Source organism: Actinoplanes sp. NPDC049265 (assembly GCF_043197135.1).
Classification (GTDB): Bacteria; Actinomycetota; Actinomycetes; order Mycobacteriales; family Micromonosporaceae; genus Actinoplanes.
In genome coordinates this window covers 276,963-300,549 of sequence record NZ_JBICSP010000006.1, presented here as the reverse complement: position 1 = coordinate 300,549, position 23,587 = coordinate 276,963, and the positions used below count along the sequence as shown (strand labels likewise).

Here is a 23,587-nt window from a genome sequence, read left to right as displayed (position 1 = left end):
CCGGGCGGCGGGGTGGGCCCTCGACGTCTTTATCGGGGGAGCAGGTTGTCGAAGTCGCCGTCGCGAACTCCACCGATGAAAGCCTCGATCTCGGCGGGCGTGTAGATCAGCGCCGGGCCCTCAGGGTCCCGGGAGTTCCGCACGGCGACGCTGCCGTCCGGCAGGGCGGCGCACTCGACGCAGTTGCCGCTGGGGTTGCTTCGGCCGCTCTTCTGCCAGGTCACTCCGTGCAACTGGCTGGCCGACATGCCGTTGACCATGCGCGACATTTGTACTCCCTACGTTGCCCAGTCCGGTCGGGTCTCGACCGGTGGTGGTACTACCTTCCGGCCCGATCAGGCGACAGGCTGTGCAGATGCACGTGCATTTGGCCTTGCGCTATCACGGGATTGTGAGCATGATAACGCACGTACCATTAGAAAAAAGGTCACCGAGGGTGACATCTTTAAGTGACCATACGGTCGCAGAACGGCCTCAAGCGAGGCTCCCTGGCGGGGGCGTCCGAGCGGGAGGTAACAGAGCATGTGGGTACCGAACATCGGTCCGGAGCATCCCGAGCCGTCCGATCCGCGTGCTCCGGACTACGCGCGGAAGGGCAACCCGGCACTCTTGTATCGCGACGACCTGCAGATCGACGACGTTTCCGCGGCATCGTCCCGGGCGAGCGTCGTCACTCACCGTTTCGGCGGCGTACGCTACGCACTGGTTCGATCGGTCCGCCGGCCAGAGGATGGCGGTGAGTCCGATTCGCACGCTTGAGGCAGTGCGCTGCATCCGGCGTGGTCACCCGATCGTGTGGGTGGCCGAGGCGCCGGCGATGCGTGACGGGCGGCTCCAGCCGGCGCTGCGCCGCCGTCTCGTGCACGAGTTCGCCGAGACCGACTACTGCTACGGCATCGGCACACTGACCATCAAGCTGGACCGCATCGACTGGGAGCGGCCGGTTCCGTTCGAGGGCGACACGTGGCTCGAGGTCGAGGGCACGCTCATCGACGGCGCCGGCCGCGAGGGGGCGCGCCGTCAGGTGCTCGTCCGGGCCCGCTGCCTGCCTGGGCGCCCGGCCCGCAAACGCCCGCGGCTTCGCCCCTGAGACCCCGGTCGGGCGGTCGGGTTCCCCCGTACCAGGCCGCTCGACCGGCTTCCAACTCCGCAGGTCACAAAGATCAAACTCGGGAGCCTTTCCCGCGTCCGTTGGGGTGCGGACCGTATGCTCCCGCGGGCTACGGGCTGGGGCCCATCAGAGATGGCCCGAGCCCTTCCGGGTGCGTGATCGCAAGACCCGAGAACCCGTGCTCAGGCGGCGTCGCGGTAGGAGCGGTGGCCGCCGAACACCACCCGGTCGCGGCCGGCGTGCTTGGCGGCGTAGAGGTTGCGGTCGGCCGCGGACAGCAGCGCCGGCTGGGTCGGGGACGAGGCCTGGGCCCGGGCGGCCACGCCGATGCTGATCGTCACCGGCAGGTCGCCCACGATCGGCGGCCAGGCGAACGCGCGGACGGTCGCCCGGATATCGTCCAGCAGCCGGGCGGCCATGGCGACCTCGGTCCCGGGCAGCACCATGAGGAACTCCTCGCCGCCCATCCGCGCGGCGAAGCCGTCGGGGCAGACCGCCGCCAGCGACGCCTCCAGGATCCGGGACACCTGCACCAGCACCTGGTCACCGATGTCGTGCGACAGCCGGTCGTTGATCTGCTTGAAGTGGTCGAGGTCGACGATGGCCAGGGTGAGCAGCGGGTCGCGCTGGATGAGGCCGGGCAGCTGCTCGTCCACGTACCGGCGATTGAGCAACCCCGTCAGCGGGTCGCGGCGGGCCTGCTCGCGGAACCGCTCCGCCTCCTCGCGGGCCTCGGTCGTCTCGAACATTGCCTGCCGGGTGCGGGCCTGCGCCTCACGGTCGGCCGTGACCAGCCGGTTCTGCGCGGCGTGGAAGACCTTGTACTCGGCGAACGCCGCCTCGAAGTCGCATCGGGCGGCGTACAGCTCGGCCTGCTCCTGGTGGACCCGGACCATGGTGTGGCCGAGGTCGCGTTCGACGCAGACCGCCCGGGAGCGGTCCAGGGTGGCCTGGGCCCGGTCGGTGGCGCCCACCCCGCGCTGGGCCCGGGCCAGGGTCAGCAGGTACTCGGCCAGCGAGTCGGCGTCCTCCATCCGGCCGTCGCCGTACCGCTCGATGCAGGTCAGCAGGGTGCGCTCGGCATCGGCGTACCGGCCGCTCTCGATCTCGATGCCGCCGATCGTGTCCAGCACGTTGGGCGGCAACTCGATGCCCTGCTCGGTGGTCTGGTCCCGGAGCCGCTGGGCGATCCGCTCGGCCCGGGCCGTCTCGCCGGCCGCCGACTCGGTCCAGGCCCAGTTGTTCAGCAGCCAGAGCAGCAGGTCGGGCCGGTTCAGCCGGTGGCAGAACTCCTCGGTCTGGCGGTAGCGGGCCCGGGCGGCGTCCATCGAGCCCATCGCGCCGAGGGCGTCGGCCAGCTTGAGCCGGTGGTAGATCTCCATGTACGGCGTGGCGGTGTCGTCGAGCAGCTCCACCGCCTTGAGCGCGTGCTCCAGGCTCTGGGCCGGGTCACCCAGGAACTGGTGGATGTTGGACCAGGTCAGGTGCAGGCGGGCGAGCAGCCGGGGCTCGCGGTGTTCCTCGGCCCAGCGGTGGATGGACCAGATCTGACGGGCGGCGGCGGCCAGCTCACCCGTACGCATCAGCATGGTCACCTCGCACAGCCGGGCCCGCTGCACCAGCAGCTCGTCGCCCAGCGCCAGCGCCTCCTGTTCCAGGCGGGCGGCGGCGTCGCGGGTCTCCAGGACGTCGGAGAGCACCCCGTCCTCGATGGCCAGGATGGCGGCGGAGATCTCGTGGGCGTCCATCTCCTCAGGCCGCCGTCCGCACGTCGCGGTATGCCCGGTTGCGGGCGTCGCGCGGCATGTTGAACACGACGCGGTCGCGGCCGGCGTGCTTGGCCGCGTACAGGTTGCGGTCGGCGATGGACAGCAGCACGGGCTGGGTCGCCGCCGGGCTCTCGGCCCGTGTCGCCACGCCGATGCTGACCGTGACCGGCAGTTCCCCGGTGATCGGCGGCCAGGCGTGCGCCCGGACCGCGGTCCGGATCTGGTCCAGCGCCTGCGCCCCGTCCCGCACCTCGACCCCGGGCAGCACCAGCAGGAACTCCTCGCCGCCCATCCGGGCCACGAAGCCTTCCGGGCAGGCGTCGGAGAGCTCGGACTCCAGCAGCCGGGCCACCTTGATCAGCACCTGGTCGCCGACGTCGTGCGACAGCCGGTCGTTGATCTGCTTGAAGTGGTCGAGGTCGACGATGGCCAGGGTGAGCTCGGCGTCGCGCTGGATGAGGCCGGGCAGTTGCTCGTCCACGTACCGGCGGTTGCGAAGTCCGGTCAGCGGGTCGCGGCGGGCCTGCTCGCGGAACCGCTCCGCCTCCTCGCGGGCCTCGGCCGTCTCGTACATGGCCTGCCGGGTGCGCGCCTGTGCCTCGCGCTCGGCCGAACCGAGCGCGAGGTGGGCGGCGAAGAACTTCTTGTGCTCGGCGAACGCGGCGGCGAAGTCGCCGCGGGCGGCGTACAACTCGGCCTGGTCCTGATGAACGCGGACCATGACGTGGCCGAGCTCGCGCTCCTCGCAGATCGCCCGGCACTCGTCCAGGGTCTGCTGCGCGCGGTCCAGGGCGCCCATGCCGCCCTGGGCCCGGGCCAGGGTCAGCAGGTACTGAGCCATCGAGTCGGCGTCCTCGTCGCGGCCCTCGGCGTCCAGGCGGACACATTCCAGCATCGTCCGCTCGGCCTGCTCGAACTGGCCGTTCTCGATCTCGATGGAGCCGATCGTGTCCAGGATCGTCGGGTGCAGATCGAAGCCGTGCTCCGCGGCGAACGGGCGCAGCCGCTCGATGATCCGCTCGGCCCGGACCGGCTCGTCCATCAGGCACTCGGACCACGCGTAGTTGTTCAGCACCCAGAGCGTGAGGACGTGGTGGCCGACCTCGCGGGCGATGCGTTCGGCCTGCTCGTAGCGTTCCCGCGCGGCCAGCCGGGAGTCGACCAGGCCGAGCGCGCCGCCGAGCCGGGCCAGGTGCCAGATCCGCATGAAGTCGGTGGAGTCCTGGTCGAGCAGCTCGACGGCGAGCACCGAGTGCTCCAGGTTGAGGGCGTAGTCGCCGAGCAGCCGATGGATGTTGCCCCAGACCAGGTGGGTGCGGGCCAGCAGCATCCGGGACTGGTTGTCCTCGGCCCAGCGGTGCACGGCCCAGATCCGGGACGCCGCGCCGGCCAGGTCGCCGGCCCGCATGAGCACGCCGATCTGACACAGCCGGGCCCGCTGGATGAGCAGCTGGTCGCCGATCTCGACGGCCTGCTGTTCGTAGCGGTCGGCGAGGTCCCGCGCCTCGACGGCGTCGAAGACCAGTTCGTCCTCGATCGCGAGGATGGCAGCGGAGAGCTCTTCCGCGTCGATCACGCGTTGCGTCACGTTGCCATCCCCTCCTCTCGCCACCTTCACTTCGACCGGAGGTGGCGAGAGGTGAGGACTTACGGGACGCGGACAGGCTCGGCGTCCACGCTGACCGGCGGCTCGATGTCGACCGTCGTCCGCAGCGAGATCGGCTTGAGGAGAAGCACCGCGATCACGCCGACGACCGAGATCGCCGCCGAGATCAGGAAGATGTGGCCGGTGGCGTCGCCGTACGCGGCCCGCACGATGTGCTGGATCGCCGGGGGCAGCTGAGCCAGGTTAAGGCTGCTGGTACCGCTGCCGGACTGGGACGCGGCGGCCGGCAGCTGGCTGGTGATGGTGTCGGTGACCCGGTTGGCCAGCACGGCCCCCAGTACCGACACCCCGATCGTGCCGCCCATCGACCGGAAGAACGCGACCGTCGAGCTGGCCGCACCGATGTCCTTGAGGGCCACGGTGTTCTGCACCGCCAGCACGAGGTTCTGCATGGTCATGCCGACTCCGATGCCGACCAGCGCCATCGCGCCGCCGACGTACCAGAGCGGCGTCTCGTGGTCGAGCCGGGAGAGCGCGGCGAAGCCGGCCACCAGCACGATCGAGCCGACGACCAGGTACGGCTTGATCCGGCCGCTCTTGCTGATCATCCGGCCGGCGATGGTCGAGGAGAACAGCACGCCGGCCATCAGCGGGATGGTCAGCAGGCCGGCCTCGGTCGGTGTGTAGCCCCGGCCGATCTGGAAGTACTGGCCGAGGAAGACCGAGCCGCCGAACATGGCCATGCCGACCGCGAGGCTGCCGAGGATGGCGAGGGCGGTGGTGCGCGTGCGCACGATGGACAGCGGGATGACCGGCTCCTTGACCCGGCTCTCCACCACCACGGCGGCGATCAGCAGCGCCAGGCCGGCGCCGACCATGCCGAACGTCTCCGGCGACACCCAGCCGAACGAGTTGCCGACGAACGAGATCCAGATGAGTAGCACGCTCACGCCCGCGGCGATCAGCGTCGCACCGGCGTAGTCGATCTTCGCGTCGTCCCGGCGCAGCACCGGCAGGTGCAGCGTCTTCTGCAGCACGAAGAGGGCGATCAACGCGATCGGGGTGCCGATGAAGAAGCACCAGCGCCAGCCCAGCGCGGAGTCGACGATCACGCCGCCGAGCAGCGGGCCACCGACCGTGGCCAGCGCCATCACGCCGCCGAGGTAGCCGTTGTACCGGCCGCGCTCGCGGGGCGGGATCATCGCCGCGATGGCCACCTGGACCAGCGCCTGCAGGCCGCCCATGCCCAGACCCTGGAAGGCGCGGGCGGCGATCAGCTGGCCGGCGCTCTGCGCGAAGCCGGCCACGATCGAGCCGACCACGTAGATCACGATGGAGAGCTGGATCAGGGTCTTCTTGCTGTACAGGTCGGCCAGCTTGCCCCAGATCGGGGTGGACGCGGTCGCGGTCAGCAGGGTCGCGGTGACCACCCAGGTGTACTGGGTCTGACTGCCGTTCAGCCCGCCGATGATCTTCGGGAGGGCCGTTGACACGATTGTCGCGCTGGACATGGCGACGAACAGGGCGAGCAGGAGGCCGCTGAGCGCCTCCAGGATCTCGCGGTGGGTCATCGGTTTCACAGGGTCTCCAGGTCTTCTGAGAAGCGCTTCAGCAGCGCGGTGAGGGTGCGCAGGTCGTCGGCGGACCAGTCGCGGAGGGCGTGGGCGAGGCGGGCGTCGTAGGTCCGGATGGTCGCCTCGAGCACCTCGCGGCCGTGCGGGCTGATCGACAGCACGCCGGCGCGGCCGTCGGCGGGGTCGGCGGTGCGCTCGACCAGACCGTCCTTGACCAGGGCGGTGACCGCGCGGCTGACCGTCGACGGGTCGAGGGCGCACTGGGTCGCCAGCTGGGTGACGGAGGTCGCCCGGGTGCGGTCGAGGGCGGCCAGGGTGCCCATCGCGTGCTGCCCCGGGCTCGACTTGAAGAGGCGGATCGCCTTGAGGACGTCGCCCATCCGGTTCATCAGCTCGCGCCGGATCTGTTCCACGGCGGCCCCTCCTCGAACTGCTTGGTCCATGCAACTATCGGCCCAACGTTGCTCAGTGCGCAATATTTCTCAATGGGAACTGGATCACATGCTGGCTACGCTGGGCGGCGTGACGGCAGGACTCCGGGAGCGCAAGAAGGCCGCGACGAGGCTCGCGCTGCATCGGTCGGCCCTCCGGCTGGCCCTCGAACTCGGCGCCGAACGCGTCACCGTCGAGGCCATCGCCGACGACGCCGGCGTGTCCCGGCGTACCTTCTCGAACTACTTCGCCAACAAGGAGCAGGCCCTCCTGCACGGCGACTTCGAACGAATCCGCCGGCTCACCGGCAGCATCCGCGACCGGCCGCCGGGCGAGCCGGCCTGGGCGGCCCTGACCGAGGCGGCCCACCAGTTCTACGACGACCTCGGCCAGCTCGACCCGGCCGTGGTGTCCCGCTGGCGGATGGTCCGCAAACACCCGGCGCTGGCGGCCCAGCACGTCAACACGTTCGCCGTGCTCGAGTGGGAGCTGAGCACGGCCGTCGCCGAACGCCTCCCCGCGGCCGACGACCTCCGGGCCCGCCTGATGGCCGCGGCGTTCCTGGCCACATTGCGGGTCGCGCTCGACGTCTGGCTCGACACCCCCGACACCAGCCTGGCGACGCTCGTCCGCAGCACGTTGTCCCAGGTCGGCGCCGGCTTCGCCGGATAACCCGTTGACGGGTACGCCCAACCGAGGCTGACGTGGCACACCCGCCGGGCCGTCGTGGGTCGCCCTCCCTGCCCCGCCGCCGGGTTGTCCCGTCAGATCAACGGCAGTTGTACGTAGCCGAGCCGGCCCGGTCCCGTGTGGACGGTGTTGCGGGCGCCGTCGTGATAGCTCGGGTCGTAGGCGTGGTGCATTCCGTGGGCCACACCGTCGTAGGGCTGCACGTCGACCCGGATCCGCTGCCCCCGGCGGACCAGGCCGGTGGTGGGCGTCAGCTCGATCTCGACGTCGACCGGCTGTCCGGGCTCGAGCGGAGCGTAATCGGCCTGTCGATGGGTGTGTTTGACCGTGTACTCGGTGGAGCGTTCCTCGTCCACCCGGCGATGTGACGCCTTCAGCCACCCCATGCTCAGCGGGATCGGGCGTTCCGGGTAGCCGCTGGTCGAAAACCCGGTGAAGTCGACCTCGTCGCCGTTCTCGCCGATGACCCGTACGGACACGTAGATGTCCATGTCATGGTGGGTCGACGAGACCCGCAGCCCGACCTTTCCGTGACCGGCCAGCGTCACGTCGCCGGCCAGCGGCTCGCTGACGAACGACACACCGGTCACGTGCGGGCCGGACTCCGGTGCGGTCGGGTCGACCTGCGCCGACCAGGTGAGCTCGGCGTCCGCGTCCGGTGGCGTGTCCCGCAGGCGCGCCTGGTGCCCGTCGAAGTGCCAGCGCCGGTAACGGGTGCCGACGATCGGCCACTCGTGCTCGTGACGCACCGTGGCCGCGCCGTTGCCGGAGCGGATCTCCAGGCGTACCGGCGGGGTGGCCATCAAGGCGGTGTCGATGCCCTTGAGCCAGTGGTCGAAGAACGCCTTGTGGTCGGCGACGGTCTCGGCCGCGTAGGACTTCTGGAACCAGTCGTCCCACAGGTCGAGCCGCTTGTTCGCGGTCCGGGTGCTCAGGTACGCGTTGCTGCTGCCGACCTGGTGCAGATGCGAGGAGTGGGTGATCGCCACGACGGCCCACAGTGGCACGCTGACCTCGGTCAGGTCGGGCGACATGAAGAGGCGGGCCCGGGGCCCGAAGATGGCGCCGGGGTCGGAGTCGCGGAACGGGCTGTCCTTCAGCGCCCGGATGAAATCGGCGACGTCGTACCGGCCGCGGACCGCCCGATCTATCCCCGCCGCCTTCCAGATCGGCCAGAACTGTTCGTTGAGGATGCCGCCGTTGTAGGCGACCTCCTCGTACAGGTCGACGTCGGTGCCGATCGTGATCATCGCCTTGAGATGCGCCGGCCGCAGACTGGCCGCCTGGTGCTGGCTGATCGCCAGGTAGGACATTCCCCAGGTGCCGACGTTGCCGTTCGACCACGGCTGGACCCCGGCCCACTCGATGCAGTCCCGTAACGCCTCGGCTCCGGCGATGCCCCACGGCGCCAGTTGCCCCGGGCTGAGGCCGGCGCCCGGCATGTCGGCGCGGACGACCGCGTACCCGTCGGGCACCCAGGACGCGGTGTTCACGGTCTCGTGGTTCTCGAACGGCTGTCCGCCGGGATTGCCGGAGAAGTAGTCGTCCTCCATGGTCTCGTGCTCCTCGAGCTCGAGGTCGGAGGCGATCGAGTGATGGTGGAAGGCCTTGCCGTACGGGCCGGCGCTGACCACCACGGGGTAGGGGCCCGGGCCGTCCGGGCGGAACACGTCGGCCAGAACGTATTCGCCGCCGGCCAGCGGGATGCGTGCGTCCCGGAAGCGGAGGATGCCCATCAGGTTGCGGCGGACCTCGTTGCGTGCGTTCGCCGGCGTGCAGAGCGTGCGCGGCCCGTCGGCGAAGACCCCGGCCGCGTTCAGGTCGTTCAGCAGCTCGACGACGGTGGGGTCGGTGCCGAACGCCTCGACCTTGTCGCCGGAATCGACACCGGCGAAGTCGGCGTCGTGGCGGAAACGGATGCGCCGGCCGCCGACGACGGCGTGGACTCTCGGGTCGATCGCGGTCCCGTGGTCCCGGACCGAGGTGCGTCCGAGGGTGAAGACGAAGCGGGCGACATTGGTCAGGCCGGGATCGCGCAGCTTGTGAAGGTCGCCGTCGACCCGGGCGACGATGTGCGCGAGCGTGAGCAGCGGCCGGGCCGACGCGTTCCCGATCGGGTTCTCGCCGACCAGGAACGCGATCCGCTCGCCGTCCTCGTAGCGGAACTCTCCGTCCGGCCCGGTCCGGCCCTGATGCGTGGGTGTCTCGTACTTCAGGCCGCTGATCGGCCCGGCCAGCCGTCCGATGTTCGTCACGACGCCTCCTGCGAATCGGGTGCGCCGCCGACAGTAGGAGCGCGCCGAGAAAATATCAACAGATGTTGAGAATCGACGTCAGCGGGTTAGGCTTTGTTCGTGCATGACGGTCCCGCTCGTCCGGAAACCCCGCCTCGCCGCGGGCGGCGTCCCGGACGCAACACCACCCGGGAAGCAGTGCTGGCCGCGGCCCGGCGCCGATTCGCCTCCGACGGCTTCAAGGGCGCCACCATCCGTGGCATCGCCGCCGACGCCGGCGTCGACGCGGCGCTGGTCATGCAGTTCTTCCGCTCGAAGGAGGAGCTCTTCGGCGCGGTCATGTCCATCTCGCCCGCGGCTCTGGCGCGGATCGCCGCCGCGTTCGGCGGCCCCGTCGACTCGGTCGGTGAGCGCGTGGCCCGCGCGCATCTGGCGCTGTGGGACAGTGATTCCGAAGACTCGGCCGCGCTGCTGGCCATGCTCCGCGGCGCGATCGCCAACGAGCAGGCGAACACCCAACTGCGGGAATTCCTCGAATCACGCCTGGCCGGCGAGGCGCGGCAGGAGCCGGCCTGGAGCGGCCCGGACGGGGCGGTTCGAGTCGCGCTCGCGGCGTCCATGCTGGTCGGGATCGCTGTCGGCCGTCATGCGGTCGGGGTCGCGGTGCTGGCCGAGGAGAGCACCGAGACGCTGGTGAGCCGGGTCGGGCCGGCCTTGCAACTGCTCCTCGTGCCCCGCTGACCACATCGGAGGGTGGCGAGGGTGGATCTTGGACACTTGGGGTGAATGTGGCACTACGTAGCGGCTTTTCAGTGAAAATTAAGTCTTGAACCGTCGCCGCGCCGGGGTCCGACAGGACAGGATTTGGTTCCCGTCGTATCCCCCCGCGAGCGGAGAAGCTATGTCGTCCGACCCTGATCCAGATCACCGGCCATGGCCCGGCGATGACGGATCCGCACACCTCGTTCCGGAAGTCTTCGCGTTCGGAAGCTTCGCCCGGCCGCGGCCGTTCCCGGTCGGTGCCCGGCGGCCCGGAATGACGGCGCCGCAACGCCGCCGGCGGCCGCAACGGACCGCGCGGGCCCGGCGCCAGCAGACCGCGCCGCCGCGTTGACCGGCCCCGGGATGCTGCCCGGCCGGGCCTCCGCGTTGACCGAGCCCGACATGTTGACCGAGTTGGACATGTTGACTGAGTCGGACATGTTGGCCGGTCGGGCTGAGTTGACCGGTCGCGCCGCGTCGGGCCACGTCGTGCGGTCCCGTCGCGTTGCCCGGACAGGCCCGGCGGCCACGCCCGGCAGTCTCGCGGTGCCGACCGGCCGGGCCACGTTGACCGGGCTGGCCACCGTCACCGGGCGTGCTGCCGCGGCCCGGGCGCCCGTCGCGGATCAGGACGGCGACTGGGCCGACGCCGGCCAGGCTGACGGAGTATTGACGTAGGCGATCGCGACACTGGGCCGCCTTGAACGCGCGGCGCCGGGACCCCCACCCCGGCGCCGCGCCCACCTTCTGCTGGCGACGGCCACAGCAAGTTCACAGCTATTCGTTACGCTTCGTGCAGCGACGAGCGTCGAAACAAGCCCGATCAGCGTGCGGCCAGACCATCCAGCAGCAGTGCCAGCTGGCGGCGCCAGGCCCGCGGGTCGGGCGAGCGCTGGATGACGCCGGCGTTGGCCATCAGTAGACGCCACAGATCTTCCAGCTCGAAGTCGGCCCGCAGCGCGCCGGCGTCCTGGGCTCGCTTGATGACGTCGCGGGCCCGGCGCTGCGAGGTCGCCCGCAACTGGGCCAGCCGCTCGTCGCCGTCGAAGTTGACCGCCACCAGGAGCTCGCCCAGACCCTTGTTCGCGGCTTGCAGCTCGCACAACGCGGTCACGTAGCCCACGAACGCCGGCCACGGATCGGGCTGGGCCAGGGCATGCTCGGCCAGCTCGACCTGGGTCGCCTTGCGGTCGGCGAAGACCGCCGCGATCAGATCGCGCCGGGTGGGGAACCGGCGGTAGAGGGTGGCGTTGCCGACGCCGGCCCGGCGGGCGATTTCATCCAGGGAGGCGTCCAGCCCGTGTTCACTGAAGACCTCGCGGGCGGCGCTGAGCAGGGCGATGCGGTTGCGCTCCGCGTCAGCGCGCAATCGTACGGCAGCCATCTACACAGCGTACCGACGCTAACGGGGAAGCATCCCCAGTTGACCGGTAGCGTGACGAGCGACGACACACACTTGGAGGCCTTGATGCAACGAAGCTCGGTGGACATCCAGACCCGGGACGGGGCGGCCGACGCCTACCTGGTGCGGCCACAGGGCAACGGACCATACCCGGCCGTTCTGCTCTTCATGGACGCGTTCGGGATCCGGCCGCGCCTGGAGGAGATGGCCGACCGCATCGCGGAGCGTGGCTACGCTGTGCTCGTACCCAATCTGCTCTATCGCTTTGGCCGCTCGCCCATCGTCGACATGGACGAGCTCAAGGACCCGGACCGCCGCGGCGCCGTGTTCGGCAAGGTCATGCCCATGATCAAGGACCTCGACCGGGACAAGCTGACCAGCGACGCGGCGTCCTATCTAGACTTCATGGCCTCGGCTCCGGGCGTCGACGGTGGGCCGGCGGTGCTGGTCGGCTACTGCATGGGCGGGCGCAACGCGCTGGTCGCGGCCGAGGAACAGCCGTCGCGGGTACGCGCTGTCGCCAGCTTCCACGCCGGCGGTGTGGTCACCGACGAGCCGGACAGCCCGCACCGGCACATCGGTTCGCTCGGCGGCGTGGAACTGTACTTCGCCCACGCCGACAACGACGGCTCCATGACCGCCGACAACATCGCGACGCTGGAGAGGGCGCTGACCGACGCCGGGGTTACCTACGCTTCGGAGCTCTACCAGGGCGCGCCGCACGGCTTCACCATGACGGACACCGCGATGTACCACGAAGAGGGCGAGAAGCGGCACTGGACGCGGCTCTTCGAGCTGCTCGATCGGGTGCACCCGGCCGGCTGAGGTTGGCGGGCGAGCGCTCTGCGAAACGAAACAGTTTCGTTCCCGCGGGGGGCAGCGCCTAAGGTGCTTGCGTGCGGGAGACGGTACGGCGGACCGAAGGTTGGCTGATTCGGCAGGGGCTGCCGCAGCTGATCGCCGGCTACAGCTTCGCCGGGCACATTCTGCCGCGCATGGTGCCGTTCCTCGGTCTGGTCGCGTTGACCGGACTGCTGTGGCCGCTGCGGGACGAGCTCAGTGCGAGTGGCCGGTTCACCGCTGTGGCGGCGGTGCTGGTCGGCGGGGTGGTCGTCGGAGTGCTGCTCAATCGCTTCCGGCGGCCGCCCACGTTTCCGCGCTGGCTGGCGAGCACCGTCGTCGTCGCGTACGGCATCATGCCGATTGTGATCCCGCTGCTCGATGTGGTGATCTGGCATCGGGCGTCGGCGCCCCGCCTGCACGCGGGCGCGATCACTGAGAGTAGCGCGGACTTCCTCGGCGCGGTGGTGGTGTTCGCGGCCATCTTCGTGGCGTTGTTTCAGCTGTCCCGGCTGGCCACCACCTATGGCGCGCTGCCGATGTTGGAGCGCGCGGTCCGTCACGCCGTGCAGGACCTGCGCAACACCGTCCGGTTGCAGAGCCGCGCGTTGCCGATGCTGCTGTTCGTCACGCTGTTCTTCTTCTTTACCGGCGAGTTGTGGCAGGCCATGGACCATCTCAACTGGTGGCGGCTGAGTGCGGTGCTCGCGCTGTTCGCGGCGGTCACGGTTTTCGCCGCGGCGGGGCGGTTGCGCGAGGAGATCGGCCGGGTCGAGCAGGATCTGAGTACGCCGAGGCTGGAAGCGGCTTGCCGGAACACTCCGCTCGAGGGCCTGCCGCTCGACGACCTGGTGCCCGAAGGGGCCGCGCATCCCCCGCCGCTGAACGGCCGCCAGGTCGGCAACCTGCTGGTCATGCTCGCCTCGCGGCAACTGGTGCAGGCGATGGTGGTCGGCGTCTGGCTGTTCGCGTTCTTCCTGATCGTCGGCCTGCTCGTGGTCAGCCCGGAGACGGCCGAGCAGTGGATCGGCCACCCGCCGCACTTCTCGCCGGTGTTCCCTCAGGTGCCGTCGGCGCTCTTTCGTAACGCGGCGCTGCTGGCCGGCTTCGGCAGCATGTATTTCGCCGTCACCTCGATGATCGACACCGAGAACCGCCGCCAGTTCTTCGCCCCGATTCTCGACGAGGTCGAGGCCACCCTGGCCGTGCGGGCGGTCTATCTGGCCGCGGTCGAGAAGGCCTAGGGATCAGCGGTACGCGAGGCGAGGTCCATAGGGTGGTTGATCGACCAGCCGGACCCTAGCTGAGGCAGAACTCGTTGCCCTCGGGGTCGGTCATCACGAACCACGAGAACGGACCCTGGGAGTGGCTGGCGTGGTAGGTCGCGCCGCGGGCGACCAACCTGTCGCGCTCGGCCTCGCGCTGCTCGGCGCCGACCCAGACGTCGACGTGCATGCGGTTCTTGACCGACTTCTTCTCGGGTACGGCTTGGAAGAGCACGCGTTGCGGTTGCCCGCTGGGCAGCGGGTCGGGGTGACGGATGCCGGCCCCGATCGCCCAGACCAGCACGCCGTTGTGGGTCTTGGTGTCGGACTCCTGGGCGTGGCCTCGGGCGACGAGATCGCGGATCATCGCCTCGTCGGACGGCTCGACCGGCCAGCCGAGAGTCTCGGCCCACCAGTCGGCCAGGGTGTGCGGGTCGGTCGAGTCGAGGACCACCTGGAAGTTGTAAGCCATGCGCCGAACCTAACGGCCGGGTACGACACAATCACCGGCGTCAGTTGAGGTACAGCCCGGGGAAGTAGCGGTCGATGGCCACCACGTCGTAGACCTGCCGGATGCGGGTGATCCGGCCCGCCTCGACGGTCAGGAACTCGGCCACCCGGGCGGTGCCGAACGGCGCGGCCAGGTCGTAGACCACGGCGGCCCCGTCGGCCCGGCCGGCCTTGGCCACCACTGTCACGCCGTCGGCGAACACGGCTATCCGGTGCAGCGTCTGCACCAGTTCCTCGTCGTCGACGGGGGCGTCCAGGTTCCACTCGACCTCGACGTCGGGGGCCAGCACGCGGCGCACGCCGTCCCGGTCGTCGCGGGTCCACGAGTCGGTGTAGAAGTCGATCACGTCCATGTCAGCCACCGAACCTCGCGGTCGCGGGCGGAACGACCACCGGCATGGGCGCGGGCCGGGGGGCCAGGCCGGCCACCGCGGCGACGGCCTGGGCGGCCCGGCGCGGGGCGAGCGTGTCGTCGCCGCTGATCATCAGGTCGCGGGCCGGAACGCCTTCGTCGAGCAGGTTCATCGCGTCGATCGGGTTGGCGACTAGGTGCACGCGGGCGAGCTGGGTGATCAGCCGGCCGCAGGCCTCGGGATCAACCGGTGGTGAGGCCGGGCCGGGTGAGGCCGGGTCTCGGGAGGCAGGGAAGGCCGGGGCCGGGGAGGACGAGGGGAGGTCCTCGTGGCGGGCGCCGGCGCCGAGGTGGGCCACCGGGATGTGGTGCCAGAAGGCGGCCAGGGCGGCGGACAGGCCGGCGGGGTCGGAGCCGGCGACCAGAACGGTCGACGGGGCGCGGTTGGCCCACATCCGGTCGAAGCGGGTCAGCAGTGCGGCCGCCGGACCGGCCGGCAGCGTGAGGTCGGCCACCAGGTCCAGGTCGGCGAACGCGGCGCCCACCGCGCCGGGGTCGGCTCCGGCCACCACCAGCACCGGCACGAGCAGGCCGGCCATGCGCAGCGCCTGGGCCACGGGGGCCAGTTCGGCGGCGGCGCCGGTCGTGCCGGCGACCACATGGATCTCGGGGAGCGCCATCGCGGTACCCGTCTCCTCCCTGGGGGCTCACAGCGACCAACGATGTCGCGTCACAGACCTCGAAAAACCTATTCAGTGACTCTCTGTAAAACAAGAGCGGTGACCGAACGGACCCCAAGACTGGCTCATAGGCCCAGGCCAGAGCGCTCAGGAAGGGAGAAACGGCGGACATCCGACCATCACCTTAAGTAGTTCGATGGCCGAAAAGATGACCAAGTGTGGTCGGGGGCGGGGCTGCGCGTGATTGACGGCTGCTGTCATCATCGGTATCACCTCAGGGCGGGTCGCCCGGGGGACATCTCGGCAGGCGGGGGCGGGTTTGTCCATGGGTGGGTTCCTCGAGGCTGCGATCAGCTTCCCCACCGTGGTGTTCACGCCGTTGCTGGTCGTGGTCATCGGCTACTGGCTGGTCGTCATCGTCGGCGGCGCCGACCCGGACGCCGACGGCGGCAGCGGCGAAGCCGGGCACGGGCCGCTTGCGTTCGTGGGCCTGTCGGGCGTACCCATGTCGGTGGTTTTCTCGCTCCTGGTGTTGTTGGCCTGGTTCGGGAGCTTGGCCGGCTCGGAATTGTCCGACGGGAAATTTCCGCTCTGGGCCGTTCTGGTCGCGGCGATCGTCGCCGCCTTCATCCTCACCCGCGTTCTGGTCGCCGTGCTGGCCCGCGTCTGGCCCCACGAGCGACCCGCCTCCCGCGCCGATTTCATCGGCCTCACCTGCGTGATCCGCACCGGCACGGTGACCCGCACGTTCGGCCAGGCCGAGGTGCACGCCCCGGACGGATCATCGGCGATCATCCAGGTCCGCCAGACCGGCACCGACACCCTGACGGCCGGCAGCCGCGCCCTGCTCTACGACGTCGACGCCGACGGCGAATTCTTCTGGGTCGTGCCGGCGGACATCGCGCTTCCCGAATAGAGAAACCCCCACGGCAACAAGCAAAGGGAATAGCCCATGGACGTGATCTCCACCGGCTTCGGCATCGTGCTCGCCGTCGTCGTCCTCGTCGCTCTCGGAGTCATCTTCTTCCTCAGCCGGATGTTCCGAAAGGTGGAGCAGGGCAAGGCACTGATCGTGTCCAAGGTGCGCCGGGTGGACGTCACGTTCACCGGCGCGGTCGTGCTGCCGGTCCTGCACAAGGCCGAGACGATGGACATCTCGGTGAAGACCATCGAGATCACCCGGACCGGCCGTGAGGGCCTGATCTGCAAGGACAACATCCGCGCGGACATCCGGATCACGTTCTTCGTACGGGTCAACAAGACCACCGAGGACGTCATCAAGGTGGCCCAGGCGATCGGCACCGAGCGGGCCAGCAGCGAGTCGACGTTGCAGGAGCTGTTCAACGCGAAGTTCTCCGAGGCGCTGAAGACCGTCGGTAAGCAGCTCGACTTCGTCGACCTCTACACCCGGCGCAACGACTTCCGGGACCAGATCATCGAGGTGATCGGCACCGACCTCAACGGCTACAGCCTGGAGGACGCGGCCATCGACTTCCTCGAGCAGACGCCGCTGACCTCGCTCGACCCGAAGAACATCCTGGACGCGCAGGGCATCCGGAAGATCACCGAGCTGACCGCGATCGAGGCGGTGAAGACCAACGACTACCGGCGCAACGAGGAGAAGGAGATCACCCGGCAGGACGTCGACGCCAAGGAGACGATCCTCGAGTTGCAGCGCCGGCAGGCCGACGCCGAGATCAAGCAGCACCGCGAGATCGAGACCATGCGGGCCCGCGAGGCGGCCGAGATCGAGCTGGTCCAGGCCCAGGAGCGGCTCAAGGCGCACGCAGCCGCCCTGCGCACCGACCAGGAGCTGGGCATCCAGCGCGAGAACCTGCAGCGCGAGGTCGCGGTGGCCGAGAAGAACCGCGAGCGGGTCATCGCGATCGAGACCGAGCGGATCGAGAAGGACCGCATGCTCGAGGTGGTCACCCGCGACCGTGAGGTCTCGCTGTCCACGATCTCGAAGGACAAGGAGCTCGAGGTCGAGAAGCGGTCCATGGCCGAGGTGGTCCGGGAACGGGTCGCGGTCGAGAAGACGGTGGCCGAGCAGGAAGAGAACATCAAGCGCCTGCGCGTGGTCGAGGAGGCCGAGCGCACCCGCCAGCAGGTCATCATCGCGGCCGAGGCGGAGGCCCAGGAGCACCTGGTCAAGGACATCAAGGCGGCCGAGGCGGCCGAGACCGCGGCGGCCCACAAGGCCCGCGAGGCGATCGTGCTGGCCGAGGCCCGGCAGCAGGCGGCCGAGTTGGACGCCCGCTCGAAGATCCGGCTGGCCGAGGGTACGCAGGCCGAGGCGGCCGCCGCGGGGCTGGCCGAGGTGCAGGTCAACGAGCGCAACGCCGAGGCCATCGAGAAGGTCGGCCGGGCCGAGGCTGTCGTCTCCCGGGAGAAGGCCCTGGCCCAGGCCGAGGGTCTGCGCGAGAAGCTCAAGGGCGAGGCCGAGGGTCTGACCGACAAGGCGGCCGCGATGGCCGCCCTGGACCAGGCGTCCCGTGAGCACGAGGAGTACCGCCTGCGGCTGGAGATGGAGAAGGAGATCCGGCTGGCCGGCATCAACGTGCAGAAGGACATCGCCGAGCAGCAGGCCCTGGTGGTCGCGGCCGGTCTGGAGAAGGCCGACATCGACATCGTCGGCGGCGACTCGGTGTTCTTCGACAAGCTGCTCGGCTCGATCACCATGGGCAAGAGCATCGACGGCTTCGTCAGCCACTCGACCGTTGCGCAGGGACTGGTCGAGAAGCTTCCGGACGACCTGAGCAAGGTGCTCAACACCGAAGGGGTCAGCAGCGCCGCCCTCACGGCGTACCTGGTGAAGCAGCTGAACGGCGACAAGTGACGCTCGACGCCGGGACCTACGAGGTCCTCCAGAAACGGCTCCGGGCACAGAGCGCTGAGCTCGCCACGAAGGCCGAGGCGCTGAACCAGCAACGGATCAGCGCCTTCGGCGGGGCCGAGCTGCGGCTGCTCGGCACCGAACGGATCCGCACCGAGAACAACTGTGTCCCGCGAGACGTGGCGCAGGTCGGCGGCGCGATGCTGTTCGGCTACAACGTGTTCATCGGGCTGCGCTCCGAGACCACAGTGGACGACGTGTTCGCCGTGCACGGGTTCTCCCGGGACGGCGACGCGTTCCGGTTCGAGCCGTCGGTCGACGTGCCCGGACTGCTCACCGACACCGGGTTCCAGCGCGACTTCGGGGAGATGTACCGCTACTACCAGCAGGCGAAGCTGCTCCAGCTGCGCCGGCTGGAAGGGTTGCTGCTGGCCGTCTTCCAGACCGGGCCGCGGGCCGACGACCTGCGGGTGCTGCGCTGGCGGGTGGACACCGGCGGTGCGGTGTCCTATCTCGACAATCGTGGCGAACGCGACCACGTCTTCCCGCCGGCCCATGACTTCGAGTGGACCGAGACCACCCGGGAACAGCATGTCCAGGGCCGGCACCCGCACGTGTCCATCGAGGACGCGGTCTTCGTGGAGACGGTCGGTGGCACGCTCACCGTCAAGGTCGAGAACAACACCTCGGACGGCGAGGGCATCTATTCCGAGCCGGTCGACGAGCCGCTGCAGAGCCTGGCCGACGCGACCATCGCGTGCGCCCGCGTCGGGCCGTTGATCTTGCTCAAGGTGTTGCCCTACAAGGAAACCACCTGGCGTTACCTGGTCTTCAACACCCGGACCCGGGAGGTGGTCCGGCTGGACGGGATCGGGCAGGCCTGCCAGCGGCTGCCCGAGGACCACGGCATCATCTTCCCGGGCGGCTACTACCTGGCCACCGGTGTGCACAAGACGTTCGACGCCGACGTGTCCGATCTGGAGTTCGAGCGGACCATCCGGTCGGTCAACGGCGAGGACGTGCTCTACGTCTTCCACGCCCGGGCTGCCGGCGCCTACCTGCTGCTGCCGTACAACATGATCCGCAAGGAAGTGGCGACGCCGATCCCGTGCCACGGGTACTCGCTGTTCGACGACGGCACACTGGTCTGCTTCCGGGAGATGTCGGACGAGCCGGCCCGGGTGCATCCGATGCAGGTGTGGCGGACGCCGTTCGTCTCCGACACGTACGCCGCCCAGCAGCCGGTCGGCACCGGCCCGCTGGAGCGCATCGGCAACGCCGAGCTGGTCCGCGGCATCTCCGAATGCCTGTCGGTGGCCCGCATGGCCGACGAGATGGCGCCGTCCGGCCCGGTCTTCGAGGCGATGGTCGCGGCCTGCACCCGGATCTTCGACCACTACCACTGGCTCGGTGAGGTCGAACTCGGCGACCTGAGGACACCGCTGTCCGAGGTCCGCGCCACCGCGGCCCAGGTCCTGGACGAGTTCGAGACCGTCCAGGAGCTGACCGCCCAAGCGGCCGATTCTCTGGGAAAACAACAAGAAGAGATCGAAACCCTCATTCGACGGGTACGCGGTGAGACCCCGACCGGCACCGACGGCTGGGTGTCGCAGCTCGCCGAGCTCCGCCAGCACCAGGGCAAGCTGGTCGGCCTGCGCGAGATGCGCTACGTCGACGTGGCCCGGATCGACGAACTGGGCGGCCAGGTCGCCGCCGAGGTCGACGCGACCGCCCAGCGCGCGGTCGACTTCTTCCAGCGCCCGGACGCGTTCACCGGGTACCAGCAGGTGGTCGACGACCTGGTCACCGAGGCCGGCGGCATCGCCACGGTGGCCTCGGCGGCCCCGGTGGCCGACAAGGTCACCGAGCAGTCCGACGGCCTGCGGGTGGTCACCGAGGTGATCGGCGGGCTGGACATCGCCGACGCCACCGTCCGGGTGGCCATCCTGGAACGCATCGGCGAGGTGCTGGGCGGCCTCAACCGGGCCCGGGCCACTCTGGACGCGCGCCGGCGGGAACTGTCCGCGGTCGAGGGCCGGGCCGAGTTCGCAGCCGAGTTCGCGCTGCTCGGGCAGTCGGTCAGCGGCGCACTGGCGGTGGCCGACACCCCGGAGAAGTGCGACGAGCAACTGGCCCGGCTGATGCTGCAGATCGAGGCGCTGGAGACCCGGTTCGGAGGCTCAGACTTCAGTGCGGATGTGGGCGGTGGTGGGGCTGCGGATGGCGATTTCCTGGAGCAACTCGGGACCAAACGCACCGAGGTGTACGAGGCGATCGCCGGCCGCCGCCAGTCCCTGCTCGACGATCGGGCGCGGCGGGCCGACCGGCTGGTCGACTCGGCCCGGCGGATCCTCGACGGCGTGCACCGGCGGGTCGCCGCCCTGGACAGCGCCGACGAGGTCAACACCTACTTCGCCAGCGACCCGATGGTGGCCAAGCTGCGGTCGTTGGCGGGCGAGCTGCGTACCCTGGGCGACTCGGTGCGGGCCGAGGAACTGGACGGCCGGATCAAGGCCGCGCGGCAAGAGGCCGGGCGGGCCCTGCGCGACCGGCTCGACCTCTACGCCGACGGCGGCAACACGATCCGGCTGGGCCGGCACGCGTTCGCGGTGAACACCCAGGCCATCGACCTGACCCTGGTGCCCGACGGTGACCGGCTGGCGTTCGCGGTGACCGGCACCGACTACCGCTCGCCGGTGATCGACGCGGCGTTCGAGCTGACCCGGCCGTTCTGGGAGCAGCCGCTGATCTCCGAGACGCCGGCCATGTACCGGGCCGCGCACCTGGCGGCGGCGGTCCTCGCGGCCGACCCGGCGGCGGCCACGGCGGCGCTGCCGGACGGGACGCTGCGTGATCTGGTGCGGCGGGCGGCCGAGGCACGCTACGACGAGGGGTACGAGCGGGGCGTGCACGACGCCGACGCGACGCTCATCCTGGGCGCCCTGATCCGGCTGCACGCGGGGGCGGGACTTCTGCGCTACCGCCCGTCGGTGCGGGCCGCGGCCCAGCTGTTCTGGGCCTTCGAGACGACCGAGGAGCAGCGACGGCTCTACACCATCCGGGCGACGTCGCTGGTCCGGGCCCGGGCGGCGTTCGGGCCGAGCGAAGCCCTGACGGCGTTGCAGGACGAGATCGGCGAATACCTGGTCGAGGAGTTGGCGTCGGAACCGGCCGGGTTCGTGTCCGGGGCCGGCGCCCGCGTGATGGCCGACCGGTTCCATCGGGCCCTCGGCGCCTCCGAACGGCAATATGCCGACGACCTGCGGGCGCTCGACTCGTGGCATGCGCGGAAGCAGCTGGTCGAGGCGTGGCTGTCCGGGTTCATCGCTACCCATCCCGATAAAGGGGATATTCGCGATCTGCCCGAGGCGGTAGCTCTGGAGCTCGCCACGCTCACCCGGTACGACTCGTCGGCGGCGACCACCGAGACCGTCAGCGGCCTGCTCGGGGTGCATCCGACGATCAACGGCGGGTCGTTTACCGTACGCCTGGAAGACCTGCTCGCCGACGCCCGGGAGTTCCGGGACGAGCGCATGCCGGCCTATCGCGCGTACCAGAAGCAGCGTTCGGCCCTCGCCACGGCCGAACGCGCCCGCCTCCGGCTGGACGAGTTCAAGCCCCGGGTGATGACCTCGTTCGTCCGCAACCGGCTGCTGGACCAGGTCTATCTGCCGCTGATCGGCGACAACCTGGCCCGGCAGCTGGGCGCGGCGGGGGATGCGAAGCGTACCGATCAATCCGGTCTGCTGCTCTTGATCTCTCCGCCCGGCTACGGCAAGACGACCCTCATGGAATACGTCGCCGACCGCCTCGGGCTGGTCTTCGTCAAGGTCAACGGTCCGGCGCTGGGGCATGGTGTCACCTCGCTGGACCCGGCCGAGGCGCCCGACGCGACCGCGCGGCAAGAGGTCGAGAAGATCTCGTTCGCGCTCGAAATGGGCAACAACGTCCTGCTCTACCTGGACGACATCCAGCACACGTCACCCGAGCTGCTGCAGAAGTTCATCTCGCTCTGTGACGCCCAGCGGCGGATGGAAGGCGTCTGGGACGGGCGGACCCGCACGTACGACCTACGGGGCAAGCGCTTCGCGGTGTGCATGGCGGGCAACCCGTACACCGAGTCGGGACAGCGGTTCCGGGTGCCGGACATGCTGGCCAACCGGGCCGACGTGTGGAACCTGGGCGACGTGCTGGCCGGCCGGGAAGACCTGTTCGAGCTGTCCTACCTGGAGAACGCGCTCACCGCCAACCCGGTGCTGGCGCCGCTCTCGGCCCGGGACCGCGACGACCTGCCGCTGCTGGTCCGGCTGGCCGAGGGCGACGACGCGGTCCGGCCCGATCAGCTGTCGCACGCCTACTCGGCCGCCGAGCTGGAGCAGATTCTCTCGGTGCTGCGGAAGATGGGCCGGGTGCGGCGGGTGGTGCTGCGCAACAACCAGGCCTACATCGCGTCGGCCGGGCAGGCGGAGGCGTCGCGTACCGAACCGCCGTTCCGCCTTCAGGGCTCCTACCGCAACATGACCAAGCTGGCCGAGCGGATCGTCCCGGTGATGAACGACGAGGAGCTGGAGGCGGTGATCGACGACCACTACCTGGGCGAGGCGCAGACGCTGACCACCGGCGCCGAGGCCAACCTGCTCAAGCTGGCCGAGCTGCGCGGCCGGCTGACCCCTGAGCAGGCCGCTCGTTGGGCCGACGTCAAAGCCGCCTACCTTCGTGAGCTGGCGCTGGGCGGGGCCGAGGACGACCCGATGACCCGGGCCGTGGGCGCGGTCGGCCTCCTCGCCGACAAGGTCGGTGGCGTGGAAGCCGCGATCAGCAAACTGCGGGCCTAAGGCCTTTCCTGGCGCAGCAGGGTCGGGTTGTCGCGGAGCAGGGCGGCCAGTCGCTTGGCCGCCTGTTCCGTCTCTTGGCTGTCGACGTCACGCAGCGGGATCGGCTCGGGCAGCGGGGTGAGACCGCCGTTGTCCGGTTCGGGTTCCGGGGCGGGCGAATACTGCGGGGGCACGGGTGGGGGTGGCGCGGCCGCGAAGGGGCTGCGGAACTCGTCCGCGTGGCTCGACGCGGCCGGCGGGTATTCCTCGTAGCCCGTACCCGGGTCGTAGCGGTCGCGGTCGTCGTAGCTGACGTGCGCGGCCCGCGGCTCGGGCGCCGGATGCGAGACCGTGTGTTCCTCGGGATCGAGGTCGAAGTCGGCGTGCCGGTGCGCGGCCGCGTCGCCGGCCCGGGACGCCACCGACGAGTCGGCGTTCACCCGCACCATGCCGTCCTCGACATAGAAGTGCAGCAGCGTCGGATCGCCGACGCCCTCGACACCGACCGTCACCTCGAGCTTCGGATTGCGCCCGACGACTCCCGCGATCGCTTCGACCAGCTCCTGTACGGCCGGTGGGGTGGCTTCCGCCTCCCCGCTCGCCCGCCGGCGCAGCTGGTCACGACGCGCGAGCTTGTCCAGCGCGTCGTCCAATCCGCCTCGCACGACTCCGCCCTCCGTCTGGGATGTTGCTCGTACAACTCTGCCCGT

The 23,587-nt window shown here is 70.0% G+C and carries 20 protein-coding genes; 9 read left to right on the top strand and 11 right to left on the bottom strand.

Features of this window, described 5'->3' with window-relative positions; genetic code table 11:
* Positions 1-29: 29 nt before the first annotated feature.
* Complete coding sequence (locus tag ACGFIO_RS18050) at positions 30-269, bottom strand: DUF397 domain-containing protein (protein WP_285686153.1); 240 nt, start codon at positions 267-269, stop codon at positions 30-32.
* 253 nt (positions 270-522) lie between these two features.
* Here ACGFIO_RS18050 and ACGFIO_RS18045 point away from each other — a divergent pair, with 253 nt between their 5' ends.
* A complete protein-coding gene (locus ACGFIO_RS18045) occupies positions 523-759 on the top strand; it encodes a hypothetical protein (protein WP_392827374.1) in 237 nt (78 codons plus the stop codon).
* Between the two features lie 4 nt (positions 760-763).
* On the top strand, positions 764-1,090 hold the full coding sequence (locus ACGFIO_RS18040) for a hypothetical protein (protein ID WP_392827373.1): 327 nt from the start codon (positions 764-766) through the stop codon (positions 1,088-1,090).
* A gap of 203 nt (positions 1,091-1,293) precedes the next feature.
* Here ACGFIO_RS18040 and ACGFIO_RS18035 read toward each other — a convergent pair whose 3' ends face one another.
* From ACGFIO_RS18035 to ACGFIO_RS18020, 4 genes are read right to left on the bottom strand one after another with little or no spacing between them, the layout of a single operon-like run.
* Positions 1,294-2,859, bottom strand: a complete 1,566-nt coding sequence (locus tag ACGFIO_RS18035) for a diguanylate cyclase (protein ID WP_392827372.1) — start codon at positions 2,857-2,859, stop codon at positions 1,294-1,296.
* 4 nt (positions 2,860-2,863) lie between these two features.
* Positions 2,864-4,468 carry a diguanylate cyclase gene (locus tag ACGFIO_RS18030; protein WP_392827371.1) on the bottom strand — a complete coding sequence of 535 codons (1,605 nt, stop codon included), beginning with the start codon at positions 4,466-4,468 and terminating at the stop codon, positions 2,864-2,866.
* A gap of 59 nt (positions 4,469-4,527) precedes the next feature.
* Entirely contained in the window at positions 4,528-6,057 is a 1,530-nt protein-coding gene (locus ACGFIO_RS18025; RefSeq protein WP_392827470.1) for an MDR family MFS transporter, read from the bottom strand.
* A gap of 5 nt (positions 6,058-6,062) precedes the next feature.
* On the bottom strand, positions 6,063-6,473 hold the full coding sequence (locus ACGFIO_RS18020) for a MarR family winged helix-turn-helix transcriptional regulator (protein ID WP_392827370.1): 411 nt from the start codon (positions 6,471-6,473) through the stop codon (positions 6,063-6,065).
* A 109-nt stretch (positions 6,474-6,582) separates the two neighbouring features.
* Here ACGFIO_RS18020 and ACGFIO_RS18015 point away from each other — a divergent pair, with 109 nt between their 5' ends.
* Positions 6,583-7,164, top strand: a complete 582-nt coding sequence (locus ACGFIO_RS18015; protein WP_392827369.1) for a TetR/AcrR family transcriptional regulator — start codon at positions 6,583-6,585, stop codon at positions 7,162-7,164.
* A gap of 92 nt (positions 7,165-7,256) precedes the next feature.
* Here ACGFIO_RS18015 and ACGFIO_RS18010 read toward each other — a convergent pair whose 3' ends face one another.
* Positions 7,257-9,437 carry a CocE/NonD family hydrolase gene (locus ACGFIO_RS18010; protein ID WP_392827368.1) on the bottom strand — a complete coding sequence of 727 codons (2,181 nt, stop codon included), beginning with the start codon at positions 9,435-9,437 and terminating at the stop codon, positions 7,257-7,259.
* Positions 9,438-9,536: 99 nt separating this feature from the next.
* Here ACGFIO_RS18010 and ACGFIO_RS18005 point away from each other — a divergent pair, with 99 nt between their 5' ends.
* Entirely contained in the window at positions 9,537-10,157 is a 621-nt protein-coding gene (locus ACGFIO_RS18005) for a TetR family transcriptional regulator (protein ID WP_392827367.1), read from the top strand.
* 844 nt (positions 10,158-11,001) lie between these two features.
* Here ACGFIO_RS18005 and ACGFIO_RS18000 read toward each other — a convergent pair.
* The gene (locus ACGFIO_RS18000) at positions 11,002-11,562 is read right to left on the bottom strand and encodes a TetR/AcrR family transcriptional regulator (protein ID WP_392827366.1); all 561 of its coding nucleotides are present in this window, start codon (positions 11,560-11,562) and stop codon (positions 11,002-11,004) included.
* 84 nt (positions 11,563-11,646) lie between these two features.
* Between ACGFIO_RS18000 and ACGFIO_RS17995 the strand changes: the two genes are divergently transcribed.
* Together ACGFIO_RS17995 and ACGFIO_RS17990 are read left to right on the top strand one after the other, a co-directional pair.
* Positions 11,647-12,405: a dienelactone hydrolase family protein gene (locus ACGFIO_RS17995; RefSeq protein ID WP_392827365.1), complete on the top strand. Its 759-nt coding sequence runs from the start codon at positions 11,647-11,649 to the stop codon at positions 12,403-12,405.
* A 71-nt stretch (positions 12,406-12,476) separates the two neighbouring features.
* Positions 12,477-13,664: a hypothetical protein gene (locus ACGFIO_RS17990; protein ID WP_392827364.1), complete on the top strand. Its 1,188-nt coding sequence runs from the start codon at positions 12,477-12,479 to the stop codon at positions 13,662-13,664.
* 55 nt (positions 13,665-13,719) lie between these two features.
* Here ACGFIO_RS17990 and ACGFIO_RS17985 read toward each other — a convergent pair whose 3' ends face one another.
* From ACGFIO_RS17985 to ACGFIO_RS17975, 3 genes are read right to left on the bottom strand one after another with little or no spacing between them, the layout of a single operon-like run.
* Positions 13,720-14,157, bottom strand: coding sequence for a VOC family protein (locus ACGFIO_RS17985; RefSeq protein WP_392827363.1), 438 nt, complete (start codon positions 14,155-14,157; stop codon positions 13,720-13,722).
* Positions 14,158-14,197: 40 nt separating this feature from the next.
* Entirely contained in the window at positions 14,198-14,548 is a 351-nt protein-coding gene (locus tag ACGFIO_RS17980; RefSeq protein ID WP_392827362.1) for a hypothetical protein, read from the bottom strand.
* 1 nt (position 14,549) lies between these two features.
* Positions 14,550-15,227 carry a UDP-N-acetylglucosamine 2-epimerase gene (locus tag ACGFIO_RS17975; RefSeq protein WP_392827361.1) on the bottom strand — a complete coding sequence of 226 codons (678 nt, stop codon included), beginning with the start codon at positions 15,225-15,227 and terminating at the stop codon, positions 14,550-14,552.
* Positions 15,228-15,552: 325 nt separating this feature from the next.
* Here ACGFIO_RS17975 and ACGFIO_RS17970 point away from each other — a divergent pair, with 325 nt between their 5' ends.
* The 3 genes from ACGFIO_RS17970 to ACGFIO_RS17960 are packed head-to-tail and all read left to right on the top strand — an operon-like array spanning position 15,553 to position 22,898.
* The gene (locus tag ACGFIO_RS17970; protein ID WP_392827360.1) at positions 15,553-16,143 is read left to right on the top strand and encodes a hypothetical protein; all 591 of its coding nucleotides are present in this window, start codon (positions 15,553-15,555) and stop codon (positions 16,141-16,143) included.
* A gap of 36 nt (positions 16,144-16,179) precedes the next feature.
* Complete coding sequence (locus ACGFIO_RS17965; RefSeq protein WP_392827359.1) at positions 16,180-18,066, top strand: flotillin family protein; 1,887 nt, start codon at positions 16,180-16,182, stop codon at positions 18,064-18,066.
* Positions 18,063-22,898, top strand: a complete 4,836-nt coding sequence (locus ACGFIO_RS17960; protein ID WP_392827358.1) for a DNA repair ATPase — start codon at positions 18,063-18,065, stop codon at positions 22,896-22,898. The genes ACGFIO_RS17965 and ACGFIO_RS17960 overlap by 4 nt, the downstream gene beginning before the upstream one ends.
* Here ACGFIO_RS17960 and ACGFIO_RS17955 read toward each other — a convergent pair.
* Entirely contained in the window at positions 22,895-23,542 is a 648-nt protein-coding gene (locus ACGFIO_RS17955; RefSeq protein ID WP_392827357.1) for a hypothetical protein, read from the bottom strand. The two genes, ACGFIO_RS17960 and ACGFIO_RS17955, sit on opposite strands and share 4 nt — an antisense overlap.
* Positions 23,543-23,587 lie beyond the last annotated feature (45 nt).

Coding starts and splice junctions, on each gene's coding strand:
- ACGFIO_RS18050 (WP_285686153.1), bottom strand. CDS start 269: ATGTCGCGCATGGTCAACGGCATGTCGGCCAGCCAGTTGCACGGAGTG.
- ACGFIO_RS18045 (WP_392827374.1), top strand. CDS start 523: ATGTGGGTACCGAACATCGGTCCGGAGCATCCCGAGCCGTCCGATCCG.
- ACGFIO_RS18035 (WP_392827372.1), bottom strand. CDS start 2,859: ATGGACGCCCACGAGATCTCCGCCGCCATCCTGGCCATCGAGGACGGG.
- ACGFIO_RS18025 (WP_392827470.1), bottom strand. CDS start 6,057: ATGACCCACCGCGAGATCCTGGAGGCGCTCAGCGGCCTCCTGCTCGCC.
- ACGFIO_RS18000 (WP_392827366.1), bottom strand. CDS start 11,562: ATGGCTGCCGTACGATTGCGCGCTGACGCGGAGCGCAACCGCATCGCC.
- ACGFIO_RS17995 (WP_392827365.1), top strand. CDS start 11,647: ATGCAACGAAGCTCGGTGGACATCCAGACCCGGGACGGGGCGGCCGAC.
- ACGFIO_RS17985 (WP_392827363.1), bottom strand. CDS start 14,157: ATGGCTTACAACTTCCAGGTGGTCCTCGACTCGACCGACCCGCACACC.
- ACGFIO_RS17980 (WP_392827362.1), bottom strand. CDS start 14,548: ATGGACGTGATCGACTTCTACACCGACTCGTGGACCCGCGACGACCGG.
- ACGFIO_RS17975 (WP_392827361.1), bottom strand. CDS start 15,227: ATGGCGCTCCCCGAGATCCATGTGGTCGCCGGCACGACCGGCGCCGCC.
- ACGFIO_RS17970 (WP_392827360.1), top strand. CDS start 15,553: ATGGGTGGGTTCCTCGAGGCTGCGATCAGCTTCCCCACCGTGGTGTTC.
- ACGFIO_RS17965 (WP_392827359.1), top strand. CDS start 16,180: ATGGACGTGATCTCCACCGGCTTCGGCATCGTGCTCGCCGTCGTCGTC.